Origin of the sequence: Duganella sp. SG902, assembly GCF_013376005.1 — a bacterium.
GTDB lineage: Bacteria > Pseudomonadota > Gammaproteobacteria > Burkholderiales > Burkholderiaceae_D > Rugamonas.
On record NZ_JABMJK010000003.1, the window covers coordinates 232,938 to 255,492 of the forward strand.

The window sequence follows — 22,555 nt, forward strand, 5'->3', positions numbered from 1 at the left end:
GCGCGGTGAAAACATTTCATGATCGTCACTCCTGGCGGGGAATACCGCCCCCATTCTACGCCGTTGCGTGTTTCACGTATTTCTCCAGCCAGGCGTTGGTTTCGTACAGCATCTGCATGATCGATTCGCGCGCGCGGTAGGCGTGCGATTCGTTCGGGAGCATCACCAGCCGCGCCGTGCCGCCCAGGCCTTTGATGGCCTGGAACATGCGCTCGCTCTGCAGCGGGAAGGTGCCGGAGTTGCTGTCCTCCGCGCCATGGATCAACAGCAGCGCGTCCTTGATCTTGTCGGCGTAATTAAACGGCGACATCGCCTGGTAAACCTGCGGCGCCTGCCAGTACGGCCGCTCCTCCGACTGGAAGCCGAACGGCGTCAGCGTGCGGTTGTAAGCGCCGCTGCGCGCGATCCCGGCGCGGAACAAACGCGTATGCGCCAGCAGGTTGCCGGTCATGAAGGCGCCATACGAATGGCCGCCGATGGCGATCCGGTGACGGTCCGCCACGCCGCGCCGCACCACCTCGTCCACCGCCGCTTCGGCCGACGCCACCAGCTGCGGCAGATAGGTGTCGTTCGGCTCCTCGTCGCCGCTGCCGACGATAGGGAACGATGGATTGTCCAGCACCGCGTAGCCCATCGCCAGAAACACCGCCGGCCCCCAGTAACTGACCGCGTTGAAGCGATACGGCGAACCGGTGGTCTGGCTGGCCGCGCCGGCCGACTTGAACTCCTGCGGATAGGCCCACATCAGCATCGGCAACGGCCCGTCGCGCGCGGCGTCGTAACCGGGCGGCAGCATCAGCGTGGCGGTCAGCTCCACGCCATCGTTGCGCGGATAGCGGATCTGCTCCTTCACCACATCGCGCAGCTGCGGCGTGGGATGCGGATAGTTGGTCAGCGCCGTCAACTGCTCGCCTTCCGGCTTGGTCAGGTCGCGCAGATAGTAGTTGGGCCGCTCGGTGGGCGACTCGCGCGTGGTGAGCAGCAGCGTGCCGTCGTCGTTGAGCACCGCCGCCACGTTCTCAAAATACGGCGCGGCGCTCTGGAACAGGCGCTCCTTCTGGCGCGTGGTCAGGCTCAAACGGTCGATGAATGGCCGGTCGCCTTCCGGCGTGGCGCCCGCGCCGTCCAGCAGCACGGTGGTGCCGGGACCGATCAACAGGCGCGGGAAACCATTCGCGTCCGCGCGCATCACCGGCGAGCCCGGGCTGTTGTAGCGGTCCTCGTAGGAGCCGGCGATGACCAGCTCCGGCGGCGTGGACAAATGGCCGGGCGCGATCATCCACTGCTTATAATCGCGCGTCTTGTGCCACCGCTCGTTGATCAGCGCCACATCGTCGCGGCCCCACGCGATGCCGGCGTAGCGCATGGTCAGGCGCGCCAGCACCAGCGGCGGTTCACGGAACGGCGCCGCGTGCATCAGCACCAGGTCGCGGATGCCGTCGATCACCTCGCGCGCCGGGTCGCCGCCATCCTGCGCCTCGGCCCACACCAGGCTGGCCGGCGCGTCGGCGCGCCACGACACATGCCGCACGCCTTGGGACACAGCGTCATTCCCCGGCGGCAGGCCCTCCTCCAGCGGCAGATCCGCCACCGTGTGCAGCACCTCGCCGTGCAGGTCGCGCACCTCCAGCTTTTCACCGAAGCTGGAGGCCGGCACGATGTAGGAATAAGGCCGCGTGATGCTTTGTGTGAGCAGGTACTCGCCGCTGGGGGCGATCGAGGTGCGCGAGAACTGGCCAGGCGCGCCAAGCAGCCGCGTTTTGCCCTGCAGGTCGACGATGGCCATCTGCACCGTGATGTAGTACTCGAACAGGCGCGCGTCCTCCTCGTTCTTCAACAGGTCCTGATAGGTGCGCAGCTGGCGCACATGGCCGTCCGAGGTGCTGTCCTGTTCTATCGGACCGGATGGAATGCCGCTGGCCACCGGCGGCTTGCCGATGCCGGCCGGGCGCCAGTGCACCAGCAGCCCGCTGCTGTCCGGCAGCCAGTTGAAGCCGCGCGTGAGCACCGTCGACAAGGGCTGCGGCGACAGCTTGCGCGCCTTGCGTTCGGCGATATCCAACACCCACAGCTCCACCGACCCGCGCTCCCCCTGCAGCGCCACGTGTGTGAAAGCGAGGTGGCGCTGGTCCGGCGACCAGCTCAGGTCCGCCAGCCGCAGGCCGCGCGGCAAGCCGCGCAGGCGGCTCTCCTTGCGCGTGCCCACGTCCAGCAGGGACAAGTCGGTGCCGAACGAGAAGCGCGAGGAGGAACAGGTGCGCGGGTTGATGCGCAGGCCGGCCAGTTTCAATTCCGGCTGCGCCACTTCGGCGATGCCGGGCAGCGGCGGCGTTTGCACCACGGCGACCAGGTTGCGTTGGGGGCTCAGGCTCAGGGCCGGGGCGCGCGGCGCATCGACGATGGCCTGCAAGGCGGCGGGCGGCAGGCGGTAACCGCCCTGCTGGGCGCCGGCTTGCGGCGAGGCGGCCATCAGGCCTAAATTCAGGGGCAGCACAGATAATGGTTTGTTCATGGAGATCCTTTCGATCCGAACGGGCTGCTAAAGCCCAGTTTGCTTATGCCGATCGTGATTGTCAATCAGTGCCGTACAATCACTGTTTTAAGCTTTCGCATTCGGACAGATTATGGAAATGACCACACTCGTATTGTTGCTGCTGGTGCCGCTGGCGGTCTGGCGCATTTATTCGCGCCTGAAGGTCGTACTTGGCCGCACCAAGTCCGAGTTGTGGCGCCACTACGCCACGCTGGCGGTGATGACGGTGATGGTGCTGGCGGTGGCCGTGAAGATCCTCGGTAACTGGGTGGCGCTGGCGGCGCTGCTGGCCGGCGTGCTGGTGGGCGCCTTGCTCGGCCAGCAAAGCATGAAGCGCAGCCGCCTGGAGAACCGTCCCGAGGGCTTTTTCTATACCCAGGACCGCAAGCTTGGCCTGTTGGTCATCATGTTGTTCGTCAGCCGCCTGATCTACCGCCTGTTCGAGGCGTATCTGCACATGCACAACGGCGTGGCGCTCGATCCCGATTTCCTGGGCAATCCGATTTCGTCCTGGCTGTTTGGCCTGCTGGGCGGCTTCTACGGCCTGTACTCCTGGCGCCTGATCGAGTGGCGCCGTACGCAAAAACCCGTACCGCGTCCGATTGACATTTTCGACATCAAATAAAGCGACAGTGCTATCTTAAGCGTGCCGTGCGCGGCTGATTTGGTGGTATCCTGAATCTATCCGCACGGCAACAAGATTGCACTGCTATGAACACCTCGATTTACGACAAGACCGCCAAGGGCAGGGAGGAGATTGCGACCCGCAAGTTCCAGCTTGCGTCGCGCTTGCGTGCCTTGTTGGTGTTGGTGGATGGCCACAGGCCGGAGGAAGAACTGCTGCGCAACGTGGCGGGGCTGGGCCTGACGGAAAGCGCCTTGCAGGAGCTGCTGGCGCAGGGGTATATCGTGCTGGCCACCAGTTATGCGTCGCTGCCGGAGCCTGAGCCTGAGCCGGCGCCCGAAGCCGCGCCGCCGATCCCGCAGCCGTCCGACCAGGTGCGGCAATTCCAGTCGGTTTACGATTTCTATAACAAGACCATCAAGAGCACCATGGGCCTGCGCGGCTTCACCTTGCAGTTGAAGGTGGAAAAGGCTGGCTCGGTGGATGAACTGCGCCAGCTGCGCGATCCCTACGTGGAGGCGGTGCAGAAAGCAAAGGGCCGCGATACCGCGGCCCTCCTCGCGCAACAACTGGATCAACTGCTGGCCAATTAATTGGCCAACTGACTAGCTGATTAAGCCGCGGCCTTTTCCTTCTCGTCCTGCTTGCGGCGCTGGAGCACGAAGATAGGTTGCGCCCATTCCGTGTCCTTTTTCTTTTTGCTGGTGATCAGCGTCAGCTCCGATGGATCGTAGACGTCGGTGTTGTGGGTCAGCGGCGTCGTCATCAGGTACTGGGCGTCGGTGTTCTTCAGGAACTCGCCGACCAGCTGGATGTTGCGGATATCCAGGTGGGCAAACGGTTCGTCGATGAACACGAAGCCGCCGGAACCATCTTCCGATTTCAACAAACCAATCAGCAGCACCAGCGATTTCATCACCTGCTGGCCGCCCGACGCTTCACCGTCGTTCATGCCGATCACGCCCTTGCCGTCGAACTTGAAGCGCACGTGCAGGCCGGCTTGCGCCAGTTGCACGTCGTCGTTCTCCAGCCGCACCGGATCGGCCGTCACCTCGATGCCGGCCAGCTGGCCCAGCTCCTTGATGTTGGCCGCGTAGGTCTTGATGGTGTAGCGCAGACGCTCCATGTAGGCGCCGCGCGCATTGCCGGTCGCCTCGATGGCGCGGTTGTTCTGGTAGCGGCGCTCCTCGGTTTCCGACTGGCGCGCATGCAGCTGGTCGTTCAGGCGCTGGTACTGGTCGATCACGGTGGCGTCCAGCTCCCAGTCGCTGCGCGCCAGGCTGGCCTCCAGGCTGTGCACGCGCAGCGTGACCTGGTGCGCGTTCTGGTGTTCCTTGACCAGCGCGGCGCGGCGCGCGGGACGGCGCCAGCCTTGCGGCAGGTGGCGCCATGCCTTGCGCAAGGCCAGCAAGGCCTTGGCGTGGTCGGCGCGCTGCTCCAGTTGGCGCTTGTGATTCAGGCGCATGCCCGCTTCCGCTTCCGACAAGGCGAAGCGCGCGTTCTGCCAGGTGGTGTCCGCGCGCGTGCGCGTCACCACGGCGGTCTTGATCAGGTTTTGCAGCTCGCCCAGGCGCGCGCCAACCTCGGTGCGTTCGGCGCGCAGCGGCACGGCGTTGCGCGCCGCGTCGTCGAACTCCTCCGCGCGCGCGGCCAGTTCCTTGGCCGCGTCCACCCCGGCCAGGCGGGTTTTCAGCGAGCTGATTTCGGTGGCCAGCTTGGACACCTGCAGCGTCAGTTGATCCTCCTGCGCCTCCAGCGCCGGCAGCGATTTCTGAATCGCTTCCATACGCTGCGTGCGGCCGGCGGAGCCGAAGCGGTAGCGCGAGGCTTCCACGAACAGCGAGCGGCCGCCACGGCGTTCGCGGTGGTAGGCTTCCGGCGTGATCCACTCTTCGTGGCTACCCAGCTTGGCGCCCTGGTCCACGCTGTCCACGCGGGTGATGCGCGACAGCTGATCCACCAGCCATGCCGGCACCTTGGCCGAGAACTTCACCACCGACATCAGCGAGTCGTCCTTGACGGTCGGCGCATGCACCAGGTCCGGCACGATGAAGTGGCGATAGCGCTCCTTCTCCGCCAGGCGGTAGGCGGCCGACGCGTCGGACGATTTATCCAGCAGCACCACCGAGGCATAACCCGACAGCACGCCCTCGATCGCGCCCTGCCATTTCGGATCGGTGACTTCCACGATATCCGACAGCATGGCGTGGCCGATGCCGGCGTCGTTCAGCACCTTGCGCATGGCGCGCTGCGCTTCCGGCTCCGGCATGGCGGTCTTGCCCTGCAGCGCGGAGATGGTCGACAGCTCGCCGGCGATCTTCGACGCCACGGCGTCGCGCGCGGTGCGCACGCGCGCCAGCTCGATTTCCTTTTCCTGCAGCGTCTTGGCCACTTCGGCCAGGTCCGCGCCGGAATCGGCCGCCAGCTTCTCCAGACGCGCCTTTTGCTCCAGCAGGCTTTCCAGCGGCTTGAGTTTGGAGTTGATCTGCGTCAGGCGCGATTGCAGCGCGGTCGATTCCTGCTCAAGCACCGTTTCGTGAGCCTGCGCATCCGACAGCGCCTTGGCCTGCGCGGCCAGCATGGCGCGCTTGTCGGCCAACTGCGCGTCGGCCTGCAGCAGCGGCTTGCGCGCTTCGCGCAGCTGGCGGCTGATGTTGGCGTGTTTTTCGCGCGCCTCGTGATACTCCAGCGACGGCAGCACCTCCTCCTGCAGGTTGCGGCGCTCCTTGTTCAGGTCCTCCCACTGGTGGTAATTGGCCACGCGCAGGCGCAGGCCTTCCAGGTTGATCCTGGAGGCTTCCAGCTCCGCTTCGAAGCGTTTCAGTTCCGTCTCGGTGTCGCGCTGGTGGCGCTTGGCCTCGTCGTAGGCGTCCAGCACCTCCTTGTCGCCGAACACCTGGAACACCAGGTCCAGCAACTGGCGCGGTGCATATTCGCACAGCTTGTCGGTTTCGCCCTGCTCCAGCGCCAGCACCTTGGCCATGGCCGGCGACAGGCCGGCGTTCGCCAGGCGCTTGCGGTAGTTCTCCACGCCCAGCCAGTCGTTGCCGACTTCGCCGATCTCCTCGATCTGCACGTTACCGGGACGCATAAGGTATTGGCGCTTCCAGTCGCCGCCGTTCTTCTGGATCTGGCAGAACAGCGTGACCTCGTCTTCTGCAAAGAAGCCGGAGCTGCGGAATGGGCGATTCGACAGCTGTCGGCCCATCGGCTTGTTGTCCACCACGGCGCGCAGCCAGGCGGTCTGCTGGCCGCTGTGGCGCGCGTAGTGCTTGTAGGTGCGGCCCATCGAACAATCAAGGCCGAACAGCGTGCGCAGCGCGTCCAGCAAGGTGGTCTTGCCGGAGCCGTTCTGGCCCGCGATGGTGATGATCTTGGCGTCCAGCGGGATGTTCTTGATGCGTTGCCAGTAATCCCAGTGGACCAGTTCTAGCGATTTAATGTGAAACATGGCTTAGTCCTTGGCTGGAGTGTCTGCGTCGATGGGCGCCGGCGGCGGCGCTTCGAAGGCGGGCAGGATTTCTTCGTCGTCGTTGGCTGCTTCGGCCGGCGTATCGACGGCGATCGGCGGCTCGCTGCGCGGCACCGCGATCATGGTCGGCGGCGAGCGCTTGAACACGTCGGCCAGCGCGCCATTGACGATGCGCTCTTTCAGCAGGTCGGTATCCATCAGCAGGTCGAGCAGCGGACCCTCGACGATCACGTCGCCGCGGCGCTCGATGAAGCCCAGCTTGGACAGGATGCCGAGGTTCATGTCGAGACGGGTCTTCTTGCCCAGCTTATCGCCGAAGTCGGCCAGCAGCGCCTTGTAGGCGATGCCGATGGAGGTATCTTCCGCGCGCGGCAGCGGCTTTTCGACGCCGAACATATCGTTCTGGTTGTCCTCCGCGTGCTGGTGGGTCTCCTGGCGTTCGCGCTTGGGCAGGATGATCTGCGCCCACAGCACCACCAGCAGCGCCACGCCGTCGCGCGACAGGCCGAAGTTATTGTTCTGCCAGACGTCCTTGGCGCCGAAAATCTTCGGCTCGATATTGCGGTGCAGGGCCAGCGTCACATGGTCGGCGTACACGTTATCGAGCAGCTTGAGGCCGACGGCCAGCAGGCGCGCGTCCACCTCGGTGCGGAACTGTTCGTCCGACAGCACACGCTTGACCAGTTTATCGTCGCGGCGCAGGGTTTGGTGGGCCAGCAGGCGCGCGATCAGAATTTGGGAATCGTCATTCATCAGACTTGTCGCCTTCCGGATTCAAAGACAGTGAGAGGGAGGCTAGGGACATGGCGGCCACCTCCAGGTCGGGCAGCTGCACCATTTCATCTTGCGGCGAGAACTTGACCGGCAGGCGCGCCAGTTCGGCGGTGGCGCCCTGCAGGCGCGCCTCATCGGCGTCGCCCAGCAGCGGCAGCAGCGAGGCGCGGTACGAGGCCACGGCAAACGTCGCCGGCAGCAGCGATTCGTGCGCCTGGATCGATTTCGGCGCTTCTTCGGCGATGCTCGGGAAGTTGCCCAGCGCCGCGAAGTCGGACAGGCGCGCCAGCCAGTCGTCCAGCTCCTGCTGCATGGCGGGGCCTTCGCTGATGGTGGTCGGTGCGTCCTGGCCGGTCGGCAGGCCGTTGGATACGATGGTGTTTACACGGTCTGCCATTAATTCGGTTTCTGCTACGTCGATCATTTCCGCAGGCGTGATGAACAGCGGGACCACCGGCTGGTCGATCGCGTCCGTGGCCAGAGAGGCCAGGTCTTCATGCTCCAGCAGCCAGCGCTTGATGTCCGTGGTGGACAGGCCGGACTGGCCCAGGTGCACGCGCTGGCGCTCGATCTGATTGAGGGCGCGCGAGAACATGCCCTGCATGTTCAGCAGCGCCGATTGCGCGCGGCCGATGGCCTGCGCCGCCTTGTGCGTGGCGCTGTCGGCGTTTTCGTCGGTGGTGATGGCGCGCAGGATTTCCGAGCCCTTCTCCACCCAGTCGCACGCCATGTGCCACTTGGCCTGCGAGGCGCGCAGGCGGAATTCCGAACCGGAGGCGATGGCGTCCGAGAATTCCTCGGTCAACTCCACCAGGCGGCCCAGCAGGTGATTCAGCTGGTCGACGGTGACGCCGCCCATCACCTGGGCGCCGGCCACCTGCGACAGCAGGAAGCCCATTTCGGCGTTGTCTTCTTCTTCGCGGCCGAGCGCCAGCAGCGCGTCAATGGCCGACAGCACGTTGCGCGCCATCGGCGTGACGCGGTACACGGCTTGCTGGGCATCCCAGGCCAGCAGCTGGTTGGAGCGCAGGCGCAGCACCGCCGTCTCCAGCGATTCCGGCAGCAGGTAGCCGAGGCGCGTGTTGATGTCGGCGCGGGTGAAGCTGGTGGACGAGGTGTCGCCGGCCAGCTCGCGCAGCACCAGCAGGCGCACCAGCACGCCGTCGAAACCGCCGTGGAACAGGGCCGTGAACACCTGCAGCAGCGGCTGCGCGCGCTTCAGGTGGTAGACCTGCTCGATCTCGTCGGCGGATATGTGCGGCTGGAAGTGGGCCTGCAGGCTGTCGGGTTCCTGCTGCTCCTGTGCGGCTTCACTAGTTGTAGGTTCAATCATTCTTTGCCATTCTGTGGTCCCCGCTATTGTATTTTTTACAAACAATTCCGGTTATCGCGGGGGCGTCAGTATAGCAGGAGCCTACTTCTTCACGGCCTTTTCCAGTACCTGGTCGACAAAGTCGCCATCCGGGTCGTTGAAGCGCACGCGCACCGGATACCAGTCCAGCGACGGCGCCAGCCACAGGTCGACCTGCTGGCCCTTGGCGTCCGGCGGCGGCGCCTTGCTCAGGTGGACCGCGCTGATCTCGCCGGAGCCGATTTCCACGGTCTCGGTCTTGAGCACCTTGAAGCTCCACGGCTCGGCGTCGCGGCGGCCGGCCACGAACAGATGCCATTCGCTGCCCGGCTTGAACTTGTCCGGCGCGGCGCGCGCGATGGCGGCCAGCTGCCACTGGGCGCTGCTGCGATCCTGCTCGCCCCCCAGGATCGGGTAAGTGAGGTCGCTTTCAGTAAACGCAATGGTTTTGGCGTCGCGCTTGAAACTGGTGGTGTAGGGTTCCTTGCGGATGCGCTTCTCGTGGAAGGTGAGCGGCGCCAGGCCGTAATCGTCGACCAGGCCCTCGCTGCGGTTTTCCACGATCTTGCCGAAGATGGAGGCGCGGCTTTCGGTGGCGATGGAGTACTTGCCGTCGCCGGCGCGCCACTGCACGGTGGCCACGCCGTTCAGCGACAGGCCGCTTTGCTTGATCTTCAGGTTGTAGCTCAGGTCCGCCGATGGCGGCGGATTGGTCGGGCGCTTGACGCTCGGATGCTCGTCGGCCGCATAAGCGGAAGCGGCAAGCAGCAGCGCTGCGCAAAGGGTACTGATGTTTTTCATTTGTCTGTCATCTTCATATTGGAGACGGTTTGCGTGGTCAGCGCGCCGTTCGCCTCCGTGTTGCGTATCTGGACCGGATACCAGTTCAGGCCCGGCGCCAGCCAGATATCCAGTTTCGACGAATAGCTGCCCGGCTTGGGCGGCCGGCTCAAATGCCAGGTCACGACCTTGCCGTTTTTGGTGTCGATTTCCTCCTCGCCCACCAGCTGGAAGCGGAAGATGGTGGCTTCCTTCTCCTCCCCCACCTGGATGTCGATGTCGCCGCCGAACTGGTTCACGTCGGCGCGGCCGATGCCGCCCAGCTGGAACGGCACCGTGGCCTTGTCCTGCGCCCCCACCAGCAACGGATAGCTGCGCTCCGACGCGGAGAAGGTGATGGTGCCGGCGTCGCGATTGAAATGGGTCGCGGTTTCGGCGCGGCGCGCGCGTTTTTCGGTGACCGTGACCGGGGCGATGCCGTAGTCGTCGATCTCGCCCTCGCTGCGCAGCACCAGCAAATTCAGTCGCGTGATCAGCAGGCTCACGCCCGCCTCCACCGACGCCTTGTAACGGCTGCCGTCAGTATGCCACGTCATGGTCGCGGCGCCCGTCCATTTGGTGCCGTCGGCGTCGACCCGCTCGACCGTCATGTCGAAGCTGGCCGATGGCGGCAGGTTGACCTTGTAGCGGCGCCCGGCCGGGCGCGGCGCGGCGTCCGGCACCACGGCGGCCGGCGTTTCGCCCTGCGCCACCGCCGGCGGCGGCGTCCCGGTCTGCGCCTGCGCGGCCCCGGCCTGCTCGGCGCCGGCCGCTCCCGCCGCCTCGGCCGCGCCGGGTGCGGCCTGCACCGCCAGATCGCCCAGCTGCGCCGCCTCGGCCACCACCGCCGTGGCCTGCGCCACGCTCGGCCCCGCGTCGGCCACCGGCTGCACCACGGGCTTGCCGCGTGCCGCCGGTTTGCGCGGCGCCGCCAGCGGCGCCACCTCCTCCACCGGCTTGCTCTCGACCCGCTTGGGCAAGGCCAGGCGCAGCTGCGCCGTCATCAGGGACGGCGGCAGCTCCGACGGCCGATGCGTCTGCGCGCTCAGGCGACCTCCCACCCAGTCGATGGCGGCATAGTGCAGCGCCACAGTGGCGGCACACAAAACCAGTACGCGCCGGTGTCGGGCCAGGAAGGAAGGATCGGTCATGGCCGCTAGTTTAAACGGGATCGCCAAGATCAGCTGAATCGCGCAGAAATGTTGTCAAAACCTTTTGAATGACAAACAAATATCTGCTACGCTAAACGCTCATCCCACAGGAGAACCACATGGCGCACAACCCAATGAACGACACGCTGGATTTCGTAAAAAACCTGTGGGGCAGCATGAGCGTGCCGGGCCTGACCGCCCCCACCCTGTCGGTGGAAGAGCTGGACAAGAAAATCAACGACCTGAAAGCCGTTGAGAGCTGGCTCAATCTGAATATGAGCATGCTGCGCGGGAGCATACAGGCGCTGGAGGTCCAGCGCGGCACCATCGCCACCCTCAAGTCGGTGGGCGCCAGCCTGGCCTCGGCCGTCAACACCGGCGTGAACGACAAGTCGATCTTCGACGCCAATCCTTACGCCTCGGCGTTCTTCCACCACGCGCGGGAAGCGGACAAGGCACAGGCAACGCCGGAACCGGAGGCCAAGGCGCAGCCGGAGCCGGAAGCGAAGGCGGAAGAGCCCAAGGCGCCGCCGTTGGGCGCGGGCAGCGGCCAGCCGAACGCCTGGTGGAATCTGCTGCAGGAACAGTTCAAGCAGGCCGTGTCGACCGCCATGGCGTCCGAATCGATGATGACCGACGCCGCCGTGAAGTTCGCCGCGGCCGCCGCGGGCGCCGGCGCGAAGCCCGCGGCCACCAGGCCGGAAGCCGCATCGGGCGCCACGCCGGGGCAAGCGCCGGCGGCGGTGAAAAAGCCACCCGCAAAAAAACCCGCCGCGAAAAAACCCGCCGCCAAGCCAGCGGCCAAGCCGGCTGGGGATAAGTAGGATGGATTACGCCAGCCGCTGGATGCGGATGGCGTCGATCAAGCCGTCGGCCTGACGCTGCACTTTCTCGATATCGATCAGGCCTTCCTCTTCGAGCAGCCTGGCGCTGTCGTGCGCGGCCTGGAAACTGTCCAGGGTATCTCCCTTGGCGGCCACCGGACGAATCCAGGCCACACTCCCCACTTTCATTTTCTTATACACTTCCCTGGCGATATCGCGCATAGGTTTTGCCCTTTATTTGGCCCCGTCTCAAACCAGTGTAATCATTTGACGGGACTGAAACAAGCACGCTGTTGCGTGGCGCGGACGGTTGGTTGCTGCTCAGTCGCTGCTCAGTTGCTCGTGAAGCGGGTCGATTCCGGCACCGGGCCATTGGCCGCCTCGTACTCGCTGGCCGCCGCCGCGGCCACCACGCCGGATACGGGCGCCAGCAGCGCCAGTTGCTCCATCAACTGGGCGAAGCGCTGCTGTCCCGGAGCGATGGCGTCGACGTGCATCAGCACCGAAATGGCTTCGTCGGCCAGTGCGCGGTCGTAGCCGTTCTCCTGCAAATGGGAGATCAGGATCTGCGCCGAATTGAACAGGATGCGCATATTGTGCGGCAGCTGCTTGCGGGCGTCGCGCATCCACGCCACCGCCTCGGCGAGCTTGCCGGTCTTCCACAGCAGCACGCCCTTGTTCATCAGGTCCGCCGCCTCCTGGCGGGCGGCCTTGATCAACTCCTCGCCCTCCTCGGCCATGCGCGCTTTTTCGAAGATCTTCTGCACGTCGTCCAGCAGCGGCGCGTTGTCGTGATTGTTGCGGGTGACGTAGCACAGCAGGTTGACCGGCGCCTCCTTGACGCCCACCGCGAACAGCAGGGTCGCCATGTCGAGGCAGGATTCGGTGTCGGGGCGCTGGCGGTTCTCGTCGGCCAGCATGGCCTCCAGCTCATCGCCGGATTTGCGCGCGCGGCGGAAATCGCCGCTCTCGTGATACACCAGCCCCTCGGTGATCTTGGCGCGCAGCGTGACCTGGTCGCCGCCGAATTGATGGACCGCCGCGTTCAGCAGGCGGATGGCCTCCTTGGTGTCGTTCTTCTGGCCGCACACGCGCGCAAGGCCAAGGTAGGCGTCCACCGTTTTACGCACCGAGAATTCGCCAATCTCGATGCACTTGCGGAAGGCCTTTTCCGCCACCGGGATATTCCCCAGCTTGAGCGCCGTGGTGCCCAGCGCGCGCTGGCGCGGCACGGAATTGGGCGACAGCTTGGCGGCCTTTTGCAGCACGTCGAACGCTTCCTCGGTCTTGCCCTGCTGCTGGAACGATTCCGCCAGCTGGTCGAAGGCGTCGATGTAGAAGCGGTTGTCGGCGATCACGGCCTGGAACATCATGCGGGCGGAATCGAGATCGCCATTGGCCATGCGGATTTTCCCGAGGCCGCAGCGCGCCCAATTGTACTCGCGCTCCTGCAGCACGTCCTCGTACACCAGGCCCGCGCGATCGGGGTCGCCGCTCTTGAGCAGCAGCGTGGCCTTCATGCGCTGCAGGTCGATCGCGTGCAGCGGATGATGAGCGATCTGCTCTTCGCACAGCTTGGCCGCGCGCAGGTAATCCTTGTCGGCGAAGGCCTGGTCGATCTCGCGGAACACCTGCTTGCGCAGCCACACGCGGTTCAGACGCGTGAGCAGCACGCCCTCGGTGATCGGCTTGATGATGTACGCGTCCGGCTGATGCTCGGCCGCGCCCATCACCGACTCCACGCTCTTCTCGGCGGAGACCATCAGCCACACGCTGGACGGCAGCATCAGGTTGCGGATGCGCGCCTCCTCCAGCACCTGCTGGCCGTTCTTGCCATCGCCCAGGTTGTAATCGCACAGCACCACGTCGTAGCGGGTTTTCGACAGCAGCACCATGGCTTCGCCGCCACTCGACGCCTGGTCGATATGCTTGGCGCCGAGGTTGCGCAGCGATTCGCGCAGCAGCTGGCGGATGCCGACGAAATCGTCGATGATCAGGTAGCGCTTTTCCGCCCAGTCGATGCCGCTTTCGGCGGGATTCGGAGAGGTGTTCATGAGGTCACTCATGTTCAAGGCAGGCGCAGCACGAAACAGCCGCCGCCCAGCGTGCCGCCGTTTTGCAGCGCGATACTACCGCTGCGCTGGCGGTGCTTGTGCATCTTCGCCACCTCGCTGGAGAAGTACAGTCCGAGGCCACTGCTGTTGTTGAGGAAGTCGATGCGCGCGCGCTGCGGATCCATGGCGCTGACGCCGGCCTCCAGCAGCGACGCCGGGAAGCCGCTGCCGTTGTCCTCGACGCGCAGCTCAAGGTAGTCGCCGTCGATGCTGATGGCGAGGCGCACGCGGTCGCGCGTGTAGCGGATGGCGTTGTTGATGGCGTGGACCAGCACCCCAATCACGAGGTCCTCGTCCAGCGTCCAGATGGCGTTCCGCGGGTAGTCGACGTCCAGCGTGATGCCGCGCGACTGCAGCAGCATGCGGGCCTGGCCGGAGACCTGTTCCACCAGTTCCTGCACGCTGCGCGGAGCGGGATCGAACGGGTAGCCGGGTTTGCCGACGTCCTTGTAGAGGGCCAGCAGCTGGATCAGGTTATCGTTGAGGCGCTTGGTCTGGTACAGCATGTGCGCCATCTGGTCGTATTCGGGATCGCCGTTGGATGGATGGGCGGCGAGCAGGTTCTCCAGCGTGCCACTGAGGACGCTGATCGAGTTCTTCATGTCATGCACGGTCGATGCCAGGAACATGAACAGCTCCGGCGAGCCTTCATGCTGCGGCGCTTCTTGTTCATCCATTGCGGGGTTCTCCAACGGCGGCACGGGATGGTTGTTGTGGGCTGATTATAGCCGTTATTGACTGCGGCGGCGCTGTTTGAGCAGGAAGCGGCCGGGGTCGAGGGCGTCCACCAGTTGGGCTTCCAGGGGCGGTGGTGTGTGTTCCAGTTGGGCCACCAGCAGTTCCGCCATCAGGGGCGCCCAGATCAGGCCCCGGGAGGCGTAGCCCAGCAGGCAGTGCAGCCCTTCGTGCCGCGGCACGTCGGACAGGAATTCGAGGCGGCCGGCGTTGGGGTAGTCAGGCAAGGCACCGGCCAGCGGCAGGCGGTCCGGCGCGGCGCAGCGGAAGCCCACGCGCCCGGCCAGCGGCGCCGTGCGCGCAAGCGCGGCCACCTCTTCACCGGGGATGATTTCGGCCAGGCGGGCGAGGTTTTCCTGCTGGCTGCTGGCGCGCAGGCCCGGGTCGTCGTCATTGTCGTAGGTGGCGCCGGCGCAGACGATGCCGTTCGACGGCGGGGTCACGTAGGCCTCTCGGCAGACCACCAGCGGCAGCATGGGCGGACGCGTTTCCGCCGCCAGGTGGGTGACCTGTCCGCGCAGTTTGAACAGCGGCAGTTCGTTGGCCTGTTCAAGCTGGCCGGCGCCGGCGCCACTGGCGAGGATGACGGTCGGCGCCTGCGCGATGAGCACACCGTCCGCGCCGCGCACCTGCCATTCGCCATCGACACGCCGCAGGGACAGCGCCTCGGCGCAGAACACGCGTTGCAAGCGCTCACCGCAGGCGTCCAGCATCGCTTCGCACAACGACGATGGCCGCGCCCAGCCGCCTTGTTCGAACAACCAGCCGCCGTGCGGCGTGGCCGCGCCGATCAGGGCGCTGGCTTCCTGCGCGTCGGCCCAGCGGGCGTATTCCAAGGGGTAGTTCCATGTCGTCAGTGCTTCTTGCTGGACGAGCGCGTGACGCTGGTCGCGCGCCAGTTGCAGCACGCCGCAATCGGCGCCTTCGAAAGCGCGTCCGACGCCGCCAAGGCGACGCCACTCGCGCAAAGCGAACAGGTAAGCTGCGCGGCTCAGGCGCGTGGGGATATTGTCGTCCTTGGACAGCAGCGGCATGAAAATGCCGGCCAGATTGCCGGACGCCTCCTGCGCCGGCCGCGCGTGGCGCTCGACCAGCGTGACCTGCCAGCCGCGCGCGCACAGGCGATGCGCGGCCGACGATCCGGCCAGCCCGGCGCCAATCACCACCGCGCGCCGCACCGGCTCCGCCTGCGCCGGAGGCCGGGGCCGGAGGCTGCGATAAACCGCCGCGATATCCGGCGCGCCGCCCGCCGTGTCGCCGGCGCTGGAGGAAGGCGCGATGCGGCACGCGAAGCCGGCGGCGGTAAGCGCCCATACCAGCGCCTCATCTGGCGCGCGCGCGTGGAGCACGGCTCCCTGCAAGGCAAGCTTCGCCAGCGTGCGCGCCATGGCGGGCGTCACCGCGGCATCGAGATGGAACTCATTCACCCGCGCCGTGATCTGCGGCAGGAGCGCGTCCAGCGCGCCCACCAGCAAATCCAGCGTGACCTCATCATTCACGATCACGCGATGAAAGCCCGGCACATTCAGCGGCCACAAGGCCTGCATGCCTTCAGGTGGCGGCGGCAGCGCAGCGGCCACCGCGATGTAGTGCAAACGCCCGCGTTGCGCGCGCGCCGCCGCAAACCGCTCGCCACTAAACCGCGTGTCGAGCACCACCCGCATCATCACTTGCGCGCCTTCCTGCAAAAACAATCCGGCGCATGGTCATCCACCATGCCGATGCCCTGCATGTACGCGTAAATAATCGTCGAACCGACAAACTTGAATCCCAGCTTGGCCAGATCCTTGGAAATCCGGTCCGACAATTCGGTCTTGGCCGGACGCGGCCCCTTGCCGCTCACCAGCGGCTTGCCGCCGACGTAGGACCACAGCAGCTTATCCAGGCTGCCGCCGCTTTCCACCAGCCGCAAATACGCCTGCGCATTGGTGATGGCCGCCGCCACTTTCAGCCGATTGCGCACGATGCCGGGATTGGCCAGCAGCTCCGCCACCTTGTCCGGGCCATAGGCCGCGATTTTCTTCGCGTCCCACTGGTCGAACGCCGCGCGATAGTTCTCGCGCTTGTTGAGGATAGTCTCCCAGCTCAGGCCAGCCTGCGCGCCCTCCAGGTTCAGCATCTCGAACAAACGGCGCTCGTCGTGGCAAGGCACGCCCCACTCCGTGTCGTGATATGCAAGATACAGCGGATTGGCCGGATTGGCCCAGCCGCAGCGTTTCTTTTCCATGAATTAGCCCAGTTCCAGATCGCTCGACAAACCCACGCGGCGACGCTCGCCGCCCAGCACCAACGGCCCGCCCAGATTGCTGACCAGGCGCACCTCGCCATCCGTCACCGCCCGATCCAGCTGCCGCATCAGGCGCGGGAAGACGCCTTCCGCGCGCGTGCTCCCGGTGCTGTACAGGGCCGCCCAGGCATTGCGGCCGGAGCGCTTGGCGATGTACAGGCCCTGGTCCGCCAGCTCCACCACCTGCGACCATGACAGCAGGCGCGGTTGGTCCGGCAGGAACGGGAAGCACGCGAAGCCGATCGAACAGGTCTTCGACAGGCGCGCGCCGTCCGGCAAGGCAAAGTCACGCTCGGCCACGGCGCGGCGCATGCGCTCCGCCAGGCCTGGCGCTTCATCGCGATGGGTGGCGCGCGCCAGCACCAGGAATTCCTCGCCGCCCCAGCGGATCACATAATCCGACTCGCGGAACACCTCGCGCAAGCGCTCCTGCATCTGCACCAGGATCGAGTCGCCGGCGGCGTGGCCATAGCGGTCGTTCACTTCCTTGAAGTGGTCCAGGTCCACCATGAAGAACACCAGATCGTTCGGCGCCTGCAGGTCGCATTCGGTCAGCTCGCGGTGCTGGCCGGTCTCGTAGCCGCGCAAGCTCATGGCCACGTCGGCGTCGACGTTCTGCAGGAAGAAGCGGCGGTTGCGCAGGCCGGTCAGCTGGTCGGTCAGGCTGACCTCCTCCAGCGCCTTGTAGGCCTGTTCCAGTTCCAGGTTCTTTTCCAGCAGCTGTTGCTGCGTGGCCGCCACCTGCCGGTAGGCGCGCGCGTTGTCGAGCGCGATGGCGCCGTAGGCGCACAGCGTGCGGAAGATCAGGCGTTCACGCTCGCCATACGAATGCGCGCGCAGCGACTGCACCGTCATCGCGCCCAGCACGCGCTCGCCCACGCGCAGCGGCGCGAACAGCAGGCTCAATGTCGGCAGCGTGCCGGGAATCAGGTGCGGCGTCACGCCCTGCTCATCCAGCTCGATCAGGATCTCGCGCCGCTCGCGCACGCAGCGCGCCGAATTGGCGCTCGGCGACGACAGCGGAATGCGGATCGACGGCACCGGCTTGCCCGCCTCGATGCCGAAGGTGCACACCAGCGTTTCGCCGTCCGGCTCCAGCAGGAAGATCGAGAAGTGGGTCGCGTCGAGCAGGCCGTGCACGTGGCGGTCCAGCGCGCGGAACACCGCCGCCGCGTCCAGGTGCGCGGTGATCTCCTGCCCGATCGCGCTCAGATGCTCCAGCGTGGCGCTGGTCTGTTGCAGCACCTCGGCGCGCTGCGCCTCGGCGGCCGCCAGCTGGCGATGATGTTCGCCCTCGGTCTGCGCGCGCTCGGTCTGATACTGCACCTGCATGGCGATGGCGCGGTTGGTGGCTTCCTTGCTGTGCGTCTGGTCGCGCGCGGCGTTGGCGCGCTGCGAGATGGTGTAGGCGCGCTCGTAGTCGCCGATCGCCGCATACTCGCGCGCGGCGGCGTCGAGCAGCGTGCCGGGCACGGCGTAGCCTTCGATGGTGGCGGCGATCTCCAGCGCCAGCTGCAGGTAGTGCAGCACGGCGTTGGGCGCCATCATCAGCGCGGGGCCCGGCAGCTCGTGGCGCGCGTGGATGTCGGCCAGCACGTTGAGCGCGGCGATCTGGCTCGACGCATCGCCATGGTCGCGCGCCAGCGCCAGCGCGGCTTGCGCGGCGGCCAGCGCGTCAGCGGGACGCGCCAGGTGCGACAACGCGTGCGCCTGGCCGCGCCGCGCGCTGCTCTGGAAATCGTTCTGGCGCAAGGCGTCGCCGCGCGCGGCCAGGCGGGTGAAGCTGTCCAGCGCCGCCGCGTGGTTGCCGAGGTCCAGCGCCAGGTCGCCTTGGTATTCCAGCGCCACCGCGTAGGCGCGCGATCCGGACAGCGGCGACAAGGTGCCGAGCGCCTCGCGCAGCAGGCTTTGCGCGGCGTCGCGCTGGCCCAGCTGGCGCAGCGTTTCGGCGGTCTGCATCAAACACATGCCGATGCTCAGCGGCCAGCCGGTCGGGCGCGCGAGATCGAGCCCGCGCTGCATCCACTCCAGCGCCGCCTCGTGCGCGTTGAGGCTGGTGAAGCCATTGCCGATGTTGGTGGCGACGATGATGGCGCGGCGGATCTGGCCGGTGGCCAGCGCGGTTTCAAAGCTCAGCATCAGGTGGCCGATGGCGCGGCCATATTCGCTGCGCTGGAACGCGCAGGTGCCGAAGAAGTCGCTGATCCAGCCGGCCGCGATCGGCGCCACGCCGGCCAGTTCGGCGTCGAAGCGGCCGTTCCAGCGCTGCTGCGCCGCCTGCCAGTCGCCGAAGGCGTCGCAGATGCCGGAGGCGGCGTCGATCACGTCGATGCGCACCGGATCGGCGGCCGCGCGGGCGGCGGCGGCGGCCTGACGCAGCCAGCTGTCGCCGGCGGCGCTGGCGCCACGGTCGTTGGAAACCCAGGCCAAGGTCCAGCAGGCGTCCGCGCGGCAGGCCGCCGCCGTCGCCGGCAATGCCGGCGCGGCCTGCTCGCACAGCAGCAAGGCTTGTTCAAGGTGATATTGGGCGGCGTCCAACTCGCCGCGCAGCCATTCCGGCTCGGCGGCGATCAGTTGCAGGCGGGCGCGCAGCAGGGTCACTTCGGCGGCGGGGAGCGACGCCAGCAGCGGCACGATCTCGGCGGACAGTTGCGCGGCGCGCGCCGGGTCACGCTGGCGCAGATGCCAGGCGAGCGCCGTCAGCGCCGGAAGCCGCTCCGCGCCTTGCGCTTCCTGCAATACTGAGTCCCAGTGCGCCAGCTCTTCGTCGGGCGCAAACATGTCCACCAAAATGACTTTCCTCTACTGTGTCGCGGCGGCGCGCCGTTGCGCCGCTACCGCATTATTCCACAGTTTGCAGGCACGCCTTCGGCGCCCCTTTAAGTGCCTGATATCAAAGCCTTTTTGGTTCCACATGGAAACTAGTTTGATGGAAGCGACACGGATTATTGCTTGCTGGAAGTTAAACCTTGCACGGTTTGCAAATGCTGGTCGATGGTGGGCTGCAGCTGCGCGGCCAAGGCCTTGACCTGGGGATCGGTGGCCTGCTTCTGCGCCCCGACCACCTTGGCGTGCGCTTCCTTGTGATCCTTCACCCCGGCGTTTTCCAGGTAGGCCTTGTCGAAGGCCGCGCCCGACAGCGAGTTGAGGTGGTCGGCCATCTTCTTGTGCTTGGCGTCCGGCTCGCTGGGCAGCGTGACATTCTTGGCCTTGGCCACGTCCTGCACCGCCTGCAGGCCCTTGGTGTGGTCATCCACCATCTGCTGGGCGAACTTCTTGACGTCGGCCGATTGCGATTTTTGCAGCGCCAGCTGGCCGGTCGCCACCTCCGCCATATTGGCTTGCGCCAGGTCGTTCAGGATTTGCTGGTCGCCCTTGTTCAGGGACTGGGCGTAAGATGCATTGGCAGCCGCCAGCGCCAGCACGGCGCCGCAGATTTTCAGGTTCATGGCAGGTCTCCTTGATCGATGTGAAATTTATTTTAAGGAGGATGGAATAAAGCGGCCGCACCTTACGTATACGCAATACCTTCACCCAACATAGGAGACTTGCCATGAAACACGCCCTCACCCTGAGCGCCCTGCTGCTGGCCGGCGCCGTCCACGCCGACGACGTCATGAAAAAGGACGGCGTGCTGGTCAACGCCGCCGGCATGACCGTGTACACCTTCGACAAGGACGTCGCCAACAGCGGCAAGAGCGCCTGCAACGGCCCCTGCATCGAGAACTGGCCGGCGGTGACGCCACCGGCCAACGTGGCGGCACCGTACTCGGTCATCACGCGCGACGACGGCGGCAAGCAGCTGGCCTACCAGGGCAAGCCGCTGTACCTGTTCAAGAAGGACGTCAAGCCGGGCGACCGCAACGGCGACAACGTCAAGGAAGTCTGGCACGTGGTCAAAGACTGATGCAGGCGGACGGCCAGCGCCTGCTCGACTGCATACCGCGCCTGCGCCGCTATGCGCACGCGCTGCTGGGCGCGGGCGCCGACGCCGACGACCTGGTGCAGGACACCGTGGCGCGCGGCTGGGACAAGCTGTCCTCGTGGCGGCAGGGCGGCGACATGCGCGCCTGGCTGTTTGGCATCATGCACAACCTGCATGCCGACCACTTGCGCCGCGCGCCGCCGCCCGCCGTCGCGCTGGACGACACGCTGCCGGCGCCGGCCGCCGACGCGGCCGCAGGCCGGCTGGTCCTGCGCGACCTCGATACCGCGCTGCGCCTGCTGCCGCCCGAGCAGCGCGAGGTGCTGTTGCTGGTGGCGCTGGATGAGCTGAGCTATGAGGAGGTGGCGGCCGTGCTGCGCATCCCGCCCGGCACCGTGATGTCGCGCCTGTCGCGCGGGCGTGAACGCCTGCGCTTGCTGATGGAGGGCCAGCCGCTGCCCTCGCCGCTGAAAGTGATCAAATGACCGCCCCCGTAACCGAAGCCGAACTGCAAGCCTGGGTCGACGGCCGCCTGGCGCCGGCGCGCCGCGCGGCGGTGGACGCCTACCTGCGGCAATTCCCGGCCGAAGCCGAACGCCTGCAGGCCTACCGCGCCCAGAACGCCAGCCTGCGCGCGCTGTTCAATCCGGTGCTGGACGAGCCGCTGCCGCCGGCACTGGCGCGCCGTCCGCCTTCATTGGCGCCATGGACGCATGGGCAGTTGCCGCGCCTGGCGGCCATGCTGGCGCTGACGCTGGCCGGCGGCGCGGCCGGCTGGTGGCTGCACGGCGCCGTCGCCCCGGCGGCCAATCCGGCCCTGCAGGCGGCCGCCGCCCTGCCCGGCCGCGCGGCGCTGGCGCACGCGGTCTACACGCCGGAAGTGCGGCATCCGGTGGAGGTCGGGGCCGACCAGCAGGCGCATCTGGTGGCCTGGTTGTCGAAACGGCTGGGCGCGCAGCTCAAGGCGCCGCGACTGGGCACGCTGGGCTGGGAACTCGAGGGGGGAAGATTGCTGCCGGGCCAGAGCGGCCCGGTCGCGCAGCTAATGTACCGAAACGCCGGCGGCGCCCGCCTGACGCTGTACGTCTCGACCGAACAACAGCACGGCCACGACACCGGCTTCCGCTTCGCGCAGGAAGGCCAGGTCGCGGTGTTCTACTGGATCGACGGCCGCTTCGGCTATGCGCTGTCGGGCACGCTGGACAAGGCGGCGCTGGCCGCCGTGGCCGACGCCGTCTACGCCCAGCTGGACCCGGCCGGCGGCTAGGCGCGCGCCGATTGGTTGATCTGGATCAGGCGCGAGCGCATGCCCTCGGTGGCGGCCGGGCCGGGCGCGAACATATAGTCCTCGTCGTTGATGGCCAGGCCGCTGTTGGCATCCACCAACACCTGATCGGCCGGCTTGCCGGTCTCGCGGCTCACCACCAGCAGGCTGGCCCCTTCCGGCGCCAGGTGCTCGTTGCCCCACGCCACGAAGGCCAGCAGCACCGGCTTGAAGTCGCGCCCGGCCTTGGTCAGCACATACTCGTAGCGCGGCGGACGGGCGCTGTACTGGCGCCGCTCCATCAGCCCGCCCTCGACCAGCCCGGCCAGGCGGCGCGTCAGCATGTTCGGCGCGATCTTCAGGCTCTTCTCGAATTCGTCAAAGCGCGTCAGGCCGTAGAAGGCGTCACGCAGGATCAGGATGCTCCACCACTCGCCTACTTTCCCCAGGCTGCGAGCGATCGGGCATGGCATGCTGCCAAAGTCGGTATGTTTCATTTCAACTCCTCCTCTATGGTTTCTTCAGCGCGGGTCGCACACGGGTGCGACTTCGAGGTAATGCGATCACGAACGTAAAATATGACAAAATTTACCGCTGGAAACTCTCCATCAACCACCCTGTTGTTCAATGGTCGCTTTCATTATTGAGGATTTAAAAAAAACATGCTTTTGGCAGAAGCGA

The 22,555-nt window shown here is 66.3% G+C and carries 20 protein-coding genes; 6 read left to right on the forward strand and 14 right to left on the reverse strand.

Annotated elements, in window-relative coordinates:
• Positions 1-55: 55 nt before the first annotated feature.
• Positions 56-2,512: a prolyl oligopeptidase family serine peptidase gene (locus FHW83_RS07690; protein ID WP_176645781.1), complete on the reverse strand. Its 2,457-nt coding sequence runs from the start codon at positions 2,510-2,512 to the stop codon at positions 56-58.
• Between the two features lie 118 nt (positions 2,513-2,630).
• On the opposite strand from FHW83_RS07690, the gene FHW83_RS07695 reads away from it, so the two are divergent.
• Positions 2,631-3,158 (forward strand): hypothetical protein, encoded by a 528-nt coding sequence (locus FHW83_RS07695; RefSeq protein ID WP_229224078.1) that lies wholly within the window; start codon positions 2,631-2,633, stop codon positions 3,156-3,158.
• An 86-nt stretch (positions 3,159-3,244) separates the two neighbouring features.
• Positions 3,245-3,751: a hypothetical protein gene (locus FHW83_RS07700; RefSeq protein ID WP_176645783.1), complete on the forward strand. Its 507-nt coding sequence runs from the start codon at positions 3,245-3,247 to the stop codon at positions 3,749-3,751.
• A 20-nt stretch (positions 3,752-3,771) separates the two neighbouring features.
• On the opposite strand, the gene FHW83_RS07705 is transcribed toward FHW83_RS07700, so the two are convergent.
• The 5 genes from FHW83_RS07705 to FHW83_RS07725 form a co-directional block, all read right to left on the reverse strand.
• Positions 3,772-6,609: an ATP-binding protein gene (locus FHW83_RS07705; RefSeq protein ID WP_176645784.1), complete on the reverse strand. Its 2,838-nt coding sequence runs from the start codon at positions 6,607-6,609 to the stop codon at positions 3,772-3,774.
• Between the two features lie 3 nt (positions 6,610-6,612).
• Entirely contained in the window at positions 6,613-7,383 is a 771-nt protein-coding gene (locus FHW83_RS07710) for a hypothetical protein (RefSeq protein ID WP_176645785.1), read from the reverse strand.
• On the reverse strand, positions 7,376-8,737 hold the full coding sequence (locus tag FHW83_RS07715; RefSeq protein WP_176645786.1) for a hypothetical protein: 1,362 nt from the start codon (positions 8,735-8,737) through the stop codon (positions 7,376-7,378). The genes FHW83_RS07710 and FHW83_RS07715 overlap by 8 nt, the downstream gene beginning before the upstream one ends.
• Positions 8,738-8,818: 81 nt before the next feature.
• A complete protein-coding gene (locus FHW83_RS07720; protein WP_176645787.1) occupies positions 8,819-9,556 on the reverse strand; it encodes a DUF3108 domain-containing protein in 738 nt (245 codons plus the stop codon).
• Positions 9,553-10,725, reverse strand: a complete 1,173-nt coding sequence (locus FHW83_RS07725) for a DUF3108 domain-containing protein (RefSeq protein ID WP_176645788.1) — start codon at positions 10,723-10,725, stop codon at positions 9,553-9,555. Before FHW83_RS07725 ends, FHW83_RS07720 begins: the two co-directional genes overlap by 4 nt.
• Positions 10,726-10,844: 119 nt before the next feature.
• On the opposite strand from FHW83_RS07725, the gene FHW83_RS07730 reads away from it, so the two are divergent.
• Positions 10,845-11,549, forward strand: a complete 705-nt coding sequence (locus FHW83_RS07730) for a PhaM family polyhydroxyalkanoate granule multifunctional regulatory protein (RefSeq protein WP_229224079.1) — start codon at positions 10,845-10,847, stop codon at positions 11,547-11,549.
• A 6-nt stretch (positions 11,550-11,555) separates the two neighbouring features.
• Here the strand turns inward: FHW83_RS07730 and FHW83_RS07735 are convergent, their stop codons facing one another.
• The 7 genes from FHW83_RS07735 to FHW83_RS07765 form a co-directional block, all read right to left on the reverse strand.
• Complete coding sequence (locus tag FHW83_RS07735; protein ID WP_229224080.1) at positions 11,556-11,738, reverse strand: hypothetical protein; 183 nt, start codon at positions 11,736-11,738, stop codon at positions 11,556-11,558.
• Between the two features lie 143 nt (positions 11,739-11,881).
• Positions 11,882-13,603, reverse strand: a complete 1,722-nt coding sequence (locus FHW83_RS07740) for a tetratricopeptide repeat-containing response regulator (protein WP_176645790.1) — start codon at positions 13,601-13,603, stop codon at positions 11,882-11,884.
• Positions 13,604-13,617: 14 nt separating this feature from the next.
• Positions 13,618-14,340 carry a sensor histidine kinase KdpD gene (locus tag FHW83_RS07745; protein ID WP_176645791.1) on the reverse strand — a complete coding sequence of 241 codons (723 nt, stop codon included), beginning with the start codon at positions 14,338-14,340 and terminating at the stop codon, positions 13,618-13,620.
• 54 nt (positions 14,341-14,394) lie between these two features.
• Positions 14,395-16,092 (reverse strand): FAD-dependent 5-carboxymethylaminomethyl-2-thiouridine(34) oxidoreductase MnmC, encoded by a 1,698-nt coding sequence (gene mnmC / locus FHW83_RS07750; RefSeq protein WP_308936742.1) that lies wholly within the window; start codon positions 16,090-16,092, stop codon positions 14,395-14,397.
• The gene (locus FHW83_RS07755) at positions 16,065-16,625 is read right to left on the reverse strand and encodes a DNA-3-methyladenine glycosylase I (protein ID WP_176645792.1); all 561 of its coding nucleotides are present in this window, start codon (positions 16,623-16,625) and stop codon (positions 16,065-16,067) included. Before FHW83_RS07755 ends, mnmC begins: the two co-directional genes overlap by 28 nt.
• Before the next feature lie 3 nt (positions 16,626-16,628).
• Entirely contained in the window at positions 16,629-19,466 is a 2,838-nt protein-coding gene (locus FHW83_RS07760) for a diguanylate cyclase (protein ID WP_176646074.1), read from the reverse strand.
• Positions 19,467-19,630: 164 nt separating this feature from the next.
• A complete protein-coding gene (locus FHW83_RS07765) occupies positions 19,631-20,134 on the reverse strand; it encodes a DUF4142 domain-containing protein (RefSeq protein ID WP_176645793.1) in 504 nt (167 codons plus the stop codon).
• Between the two features lie 104 nt (positions 20,135-20,238).
• On the opposite strand from FHW83_RS07765, the gene FHW83_RS07770 reads away from it, so the two are divergent.
• The 3 genes from FHW83_RS07770 to FHW83_RS07780 are packed head-to-tail and all read left to right on the forward strand — an operon-like array spanning position 20,239 to position 21,877.
• Complete coding sequence (locus tag FHW83_RS07770) at positions 20,239-20,592, forward strand: hypothetical protein (protein ID WP_176645794.1); 354 nt, start codon at positions 20,239-20,241, stop codon at positions 20,590-20,592.
• Positions 20,592-21,095, forward strand: coding sequence for an RNA polymerase sigma factor (locus FHW83_RS07775; protein ID WP_176645795.1), 504 nt, complete (start codon positions 20,592-20,594; stop codon positions 21,093-21,095). Before FHW83_RS07770 ends, FHW83_RS07775 begins: the two co-directional genes overlap by 1 nt.
• Positions 21,092-21,877: an anti-sigma factor gene (locus FHW83_RS07780; RefSeq protein ID WP_176645796.1), complete on the forward strand. Its 786-nt coding sequence runs from the start codon at positions 21,092-21,094 to the stop codon at positions 21,875-21,877. The genes FHW83_RS07775 and FHW83_RS07780 overlap by 4 nt, the downstream gene beginning before the upstream one ends.
• Here FHW83_RS07780 and FHW83_RS07785 read toward each other — a convergent pair.
• Positions 21,874-22,371, reverse strand: a complete 498-nt coding sequence (locus FHW83_RS07785; RefSeq protein WP_176645797.1) for a helix-turn-helix domain-containing protein — start codon at positions 22,369-22,371, stop codon at positions 21,874-21,876. The genes FHW83_RS07780 and FHW83_RS07785 overlap by 4 nt on opposite strands.
• Positions 22,372-22,555: the final 184 nt, after the last annotated feature.

Coding starts and splice junctions, on each gene's coding strand:
- FHW83_RS07695 (WP_229224078.1), top strand. CDS start 2,631: ATGACCACACTCGTATTGTTGCTGCTGGTGCCGCTGGCGGTCTGGCGC.
- FHW83_RS07755 (WP_176645792.1), bottom strand. CDS start 16,625: ATGGAAAAGAAACGCTGCGGCTGGGCCAATCCGGCCAATCCGCTGTAT.
- FHW83_RS07710 (WP_176645785.1), bottom strand. CDS start 7,383: ATGAATGACGATTCCCAAATTCTGATCGCGCGCCTGCTGGCCCACCAA.
- FHW83_RS07770 (WP_176645794.1), top strand. CDS start 20,239: ATGAAACACGCCCTCACCCTGAGCGCCCTGCTGCTGGCCGGCGCCGTC.
- FHW83_RS07775 (WP_176645795.1), top strand. CDS start 20,592: ATGCAGGCGGACGGCCAGCGCCTGCTCGACTGCATACCGCGCCTGCGC.
- FHW83_RS07730 (WP_229224079.1), top strand. CDS start 10,845: ATGGCGCACAACCCAATGAACGACACGCTGGATTTCGTAAAAAACCTG.
- FHW83_RS07760 (WP_176646074.1), bottom strand. CDS start 19,466: ATGTTTGCGCCCGACGAAGAGCTGGCGCACTGGGACTCAGTATTGCAG.
- FHW83_RS07715 (WP_176645786.1), bottom strand. CDS start 8,737: ATGATTGAACCTACAACTAGTGAAGCCGCACAGGAGCAGCAGGAACCC.
- FHW83_RS07720 (WP_176645787.1), bottom strand. CDS start 9,556: ATGAAAAACATCAGTACCCTTTGCGCAGCGCTGCTGCTTGCCGCTTCC.
- FHW83_RS07785 (WP_176645797.1), bottom strand. CDS start 22,371: ATGAAACATACCGACTTTGGCAGCATGCCATGCCCGATCGCTCGCAGC.
- FHW83_RS07740 (WP_176645790.1), bottom strand. CDS start 13,603: ATGAACACCTCTCCGAATCCCGCCGAAAGCGGCATCGACTGGGCGGAA.
- FHW83_RS07780 (WP_176645796.1), top strand. CDS start 21,092: ATGACCGCCCCCGTAACCGAAGCCGAACTGCAAGCCTGGGTCGACGGC.
- FHW83_RS07745 (WP_176645791.1), bottom strand. CDS start 14,340: ATGGATGAACAAGAAGCGCCGCAGCATGAAGGCTCGCCGGAGCTGTTC.
- FHW83_RS07700 (WP_176645783.1), top strand. CDS start 3,245: ATGAACACCTCGATTTACGACAAGACCGCCAAGGGCAGGGAGGAGATT.
- FHW83_RS07735 (WP_229224080.1), bottom strand. CDS start 11,738: ATGAAAGTGGGGAGTGTGGCCTGGATTCGTCCGGTGGCCGCCAAGGGA.
- FHW83_RS07725 (WP_176645788.1), bottom strand. CDS start 10,725: ATGACCGATCCTTCCTTCCTGGCCCGACACCGGCGCGTACTGGTTTTG.
- FHW83_RS07765 (WP_176645793.1), bottom strand. CDS start 20,134: ATGAACCTGAAAATCTGCGGCGCCGTGCTGGCGCTGGCGGCTGCCAAT.
- FHW83_RS07690 (WP_176645781.1), bottom strand. CDS start 2,512: ATGAACAAACCATTATCTGTGCTGCCCCTGAATTTAGGCCTGATGGCC.
- FHW83_RS07705 (WP_176645784.1), bottom strand. CDS start 6,609: ATGTTTCACATTAAATCGCTAGAACTGGTCCACTGGGATTACTGGCAA.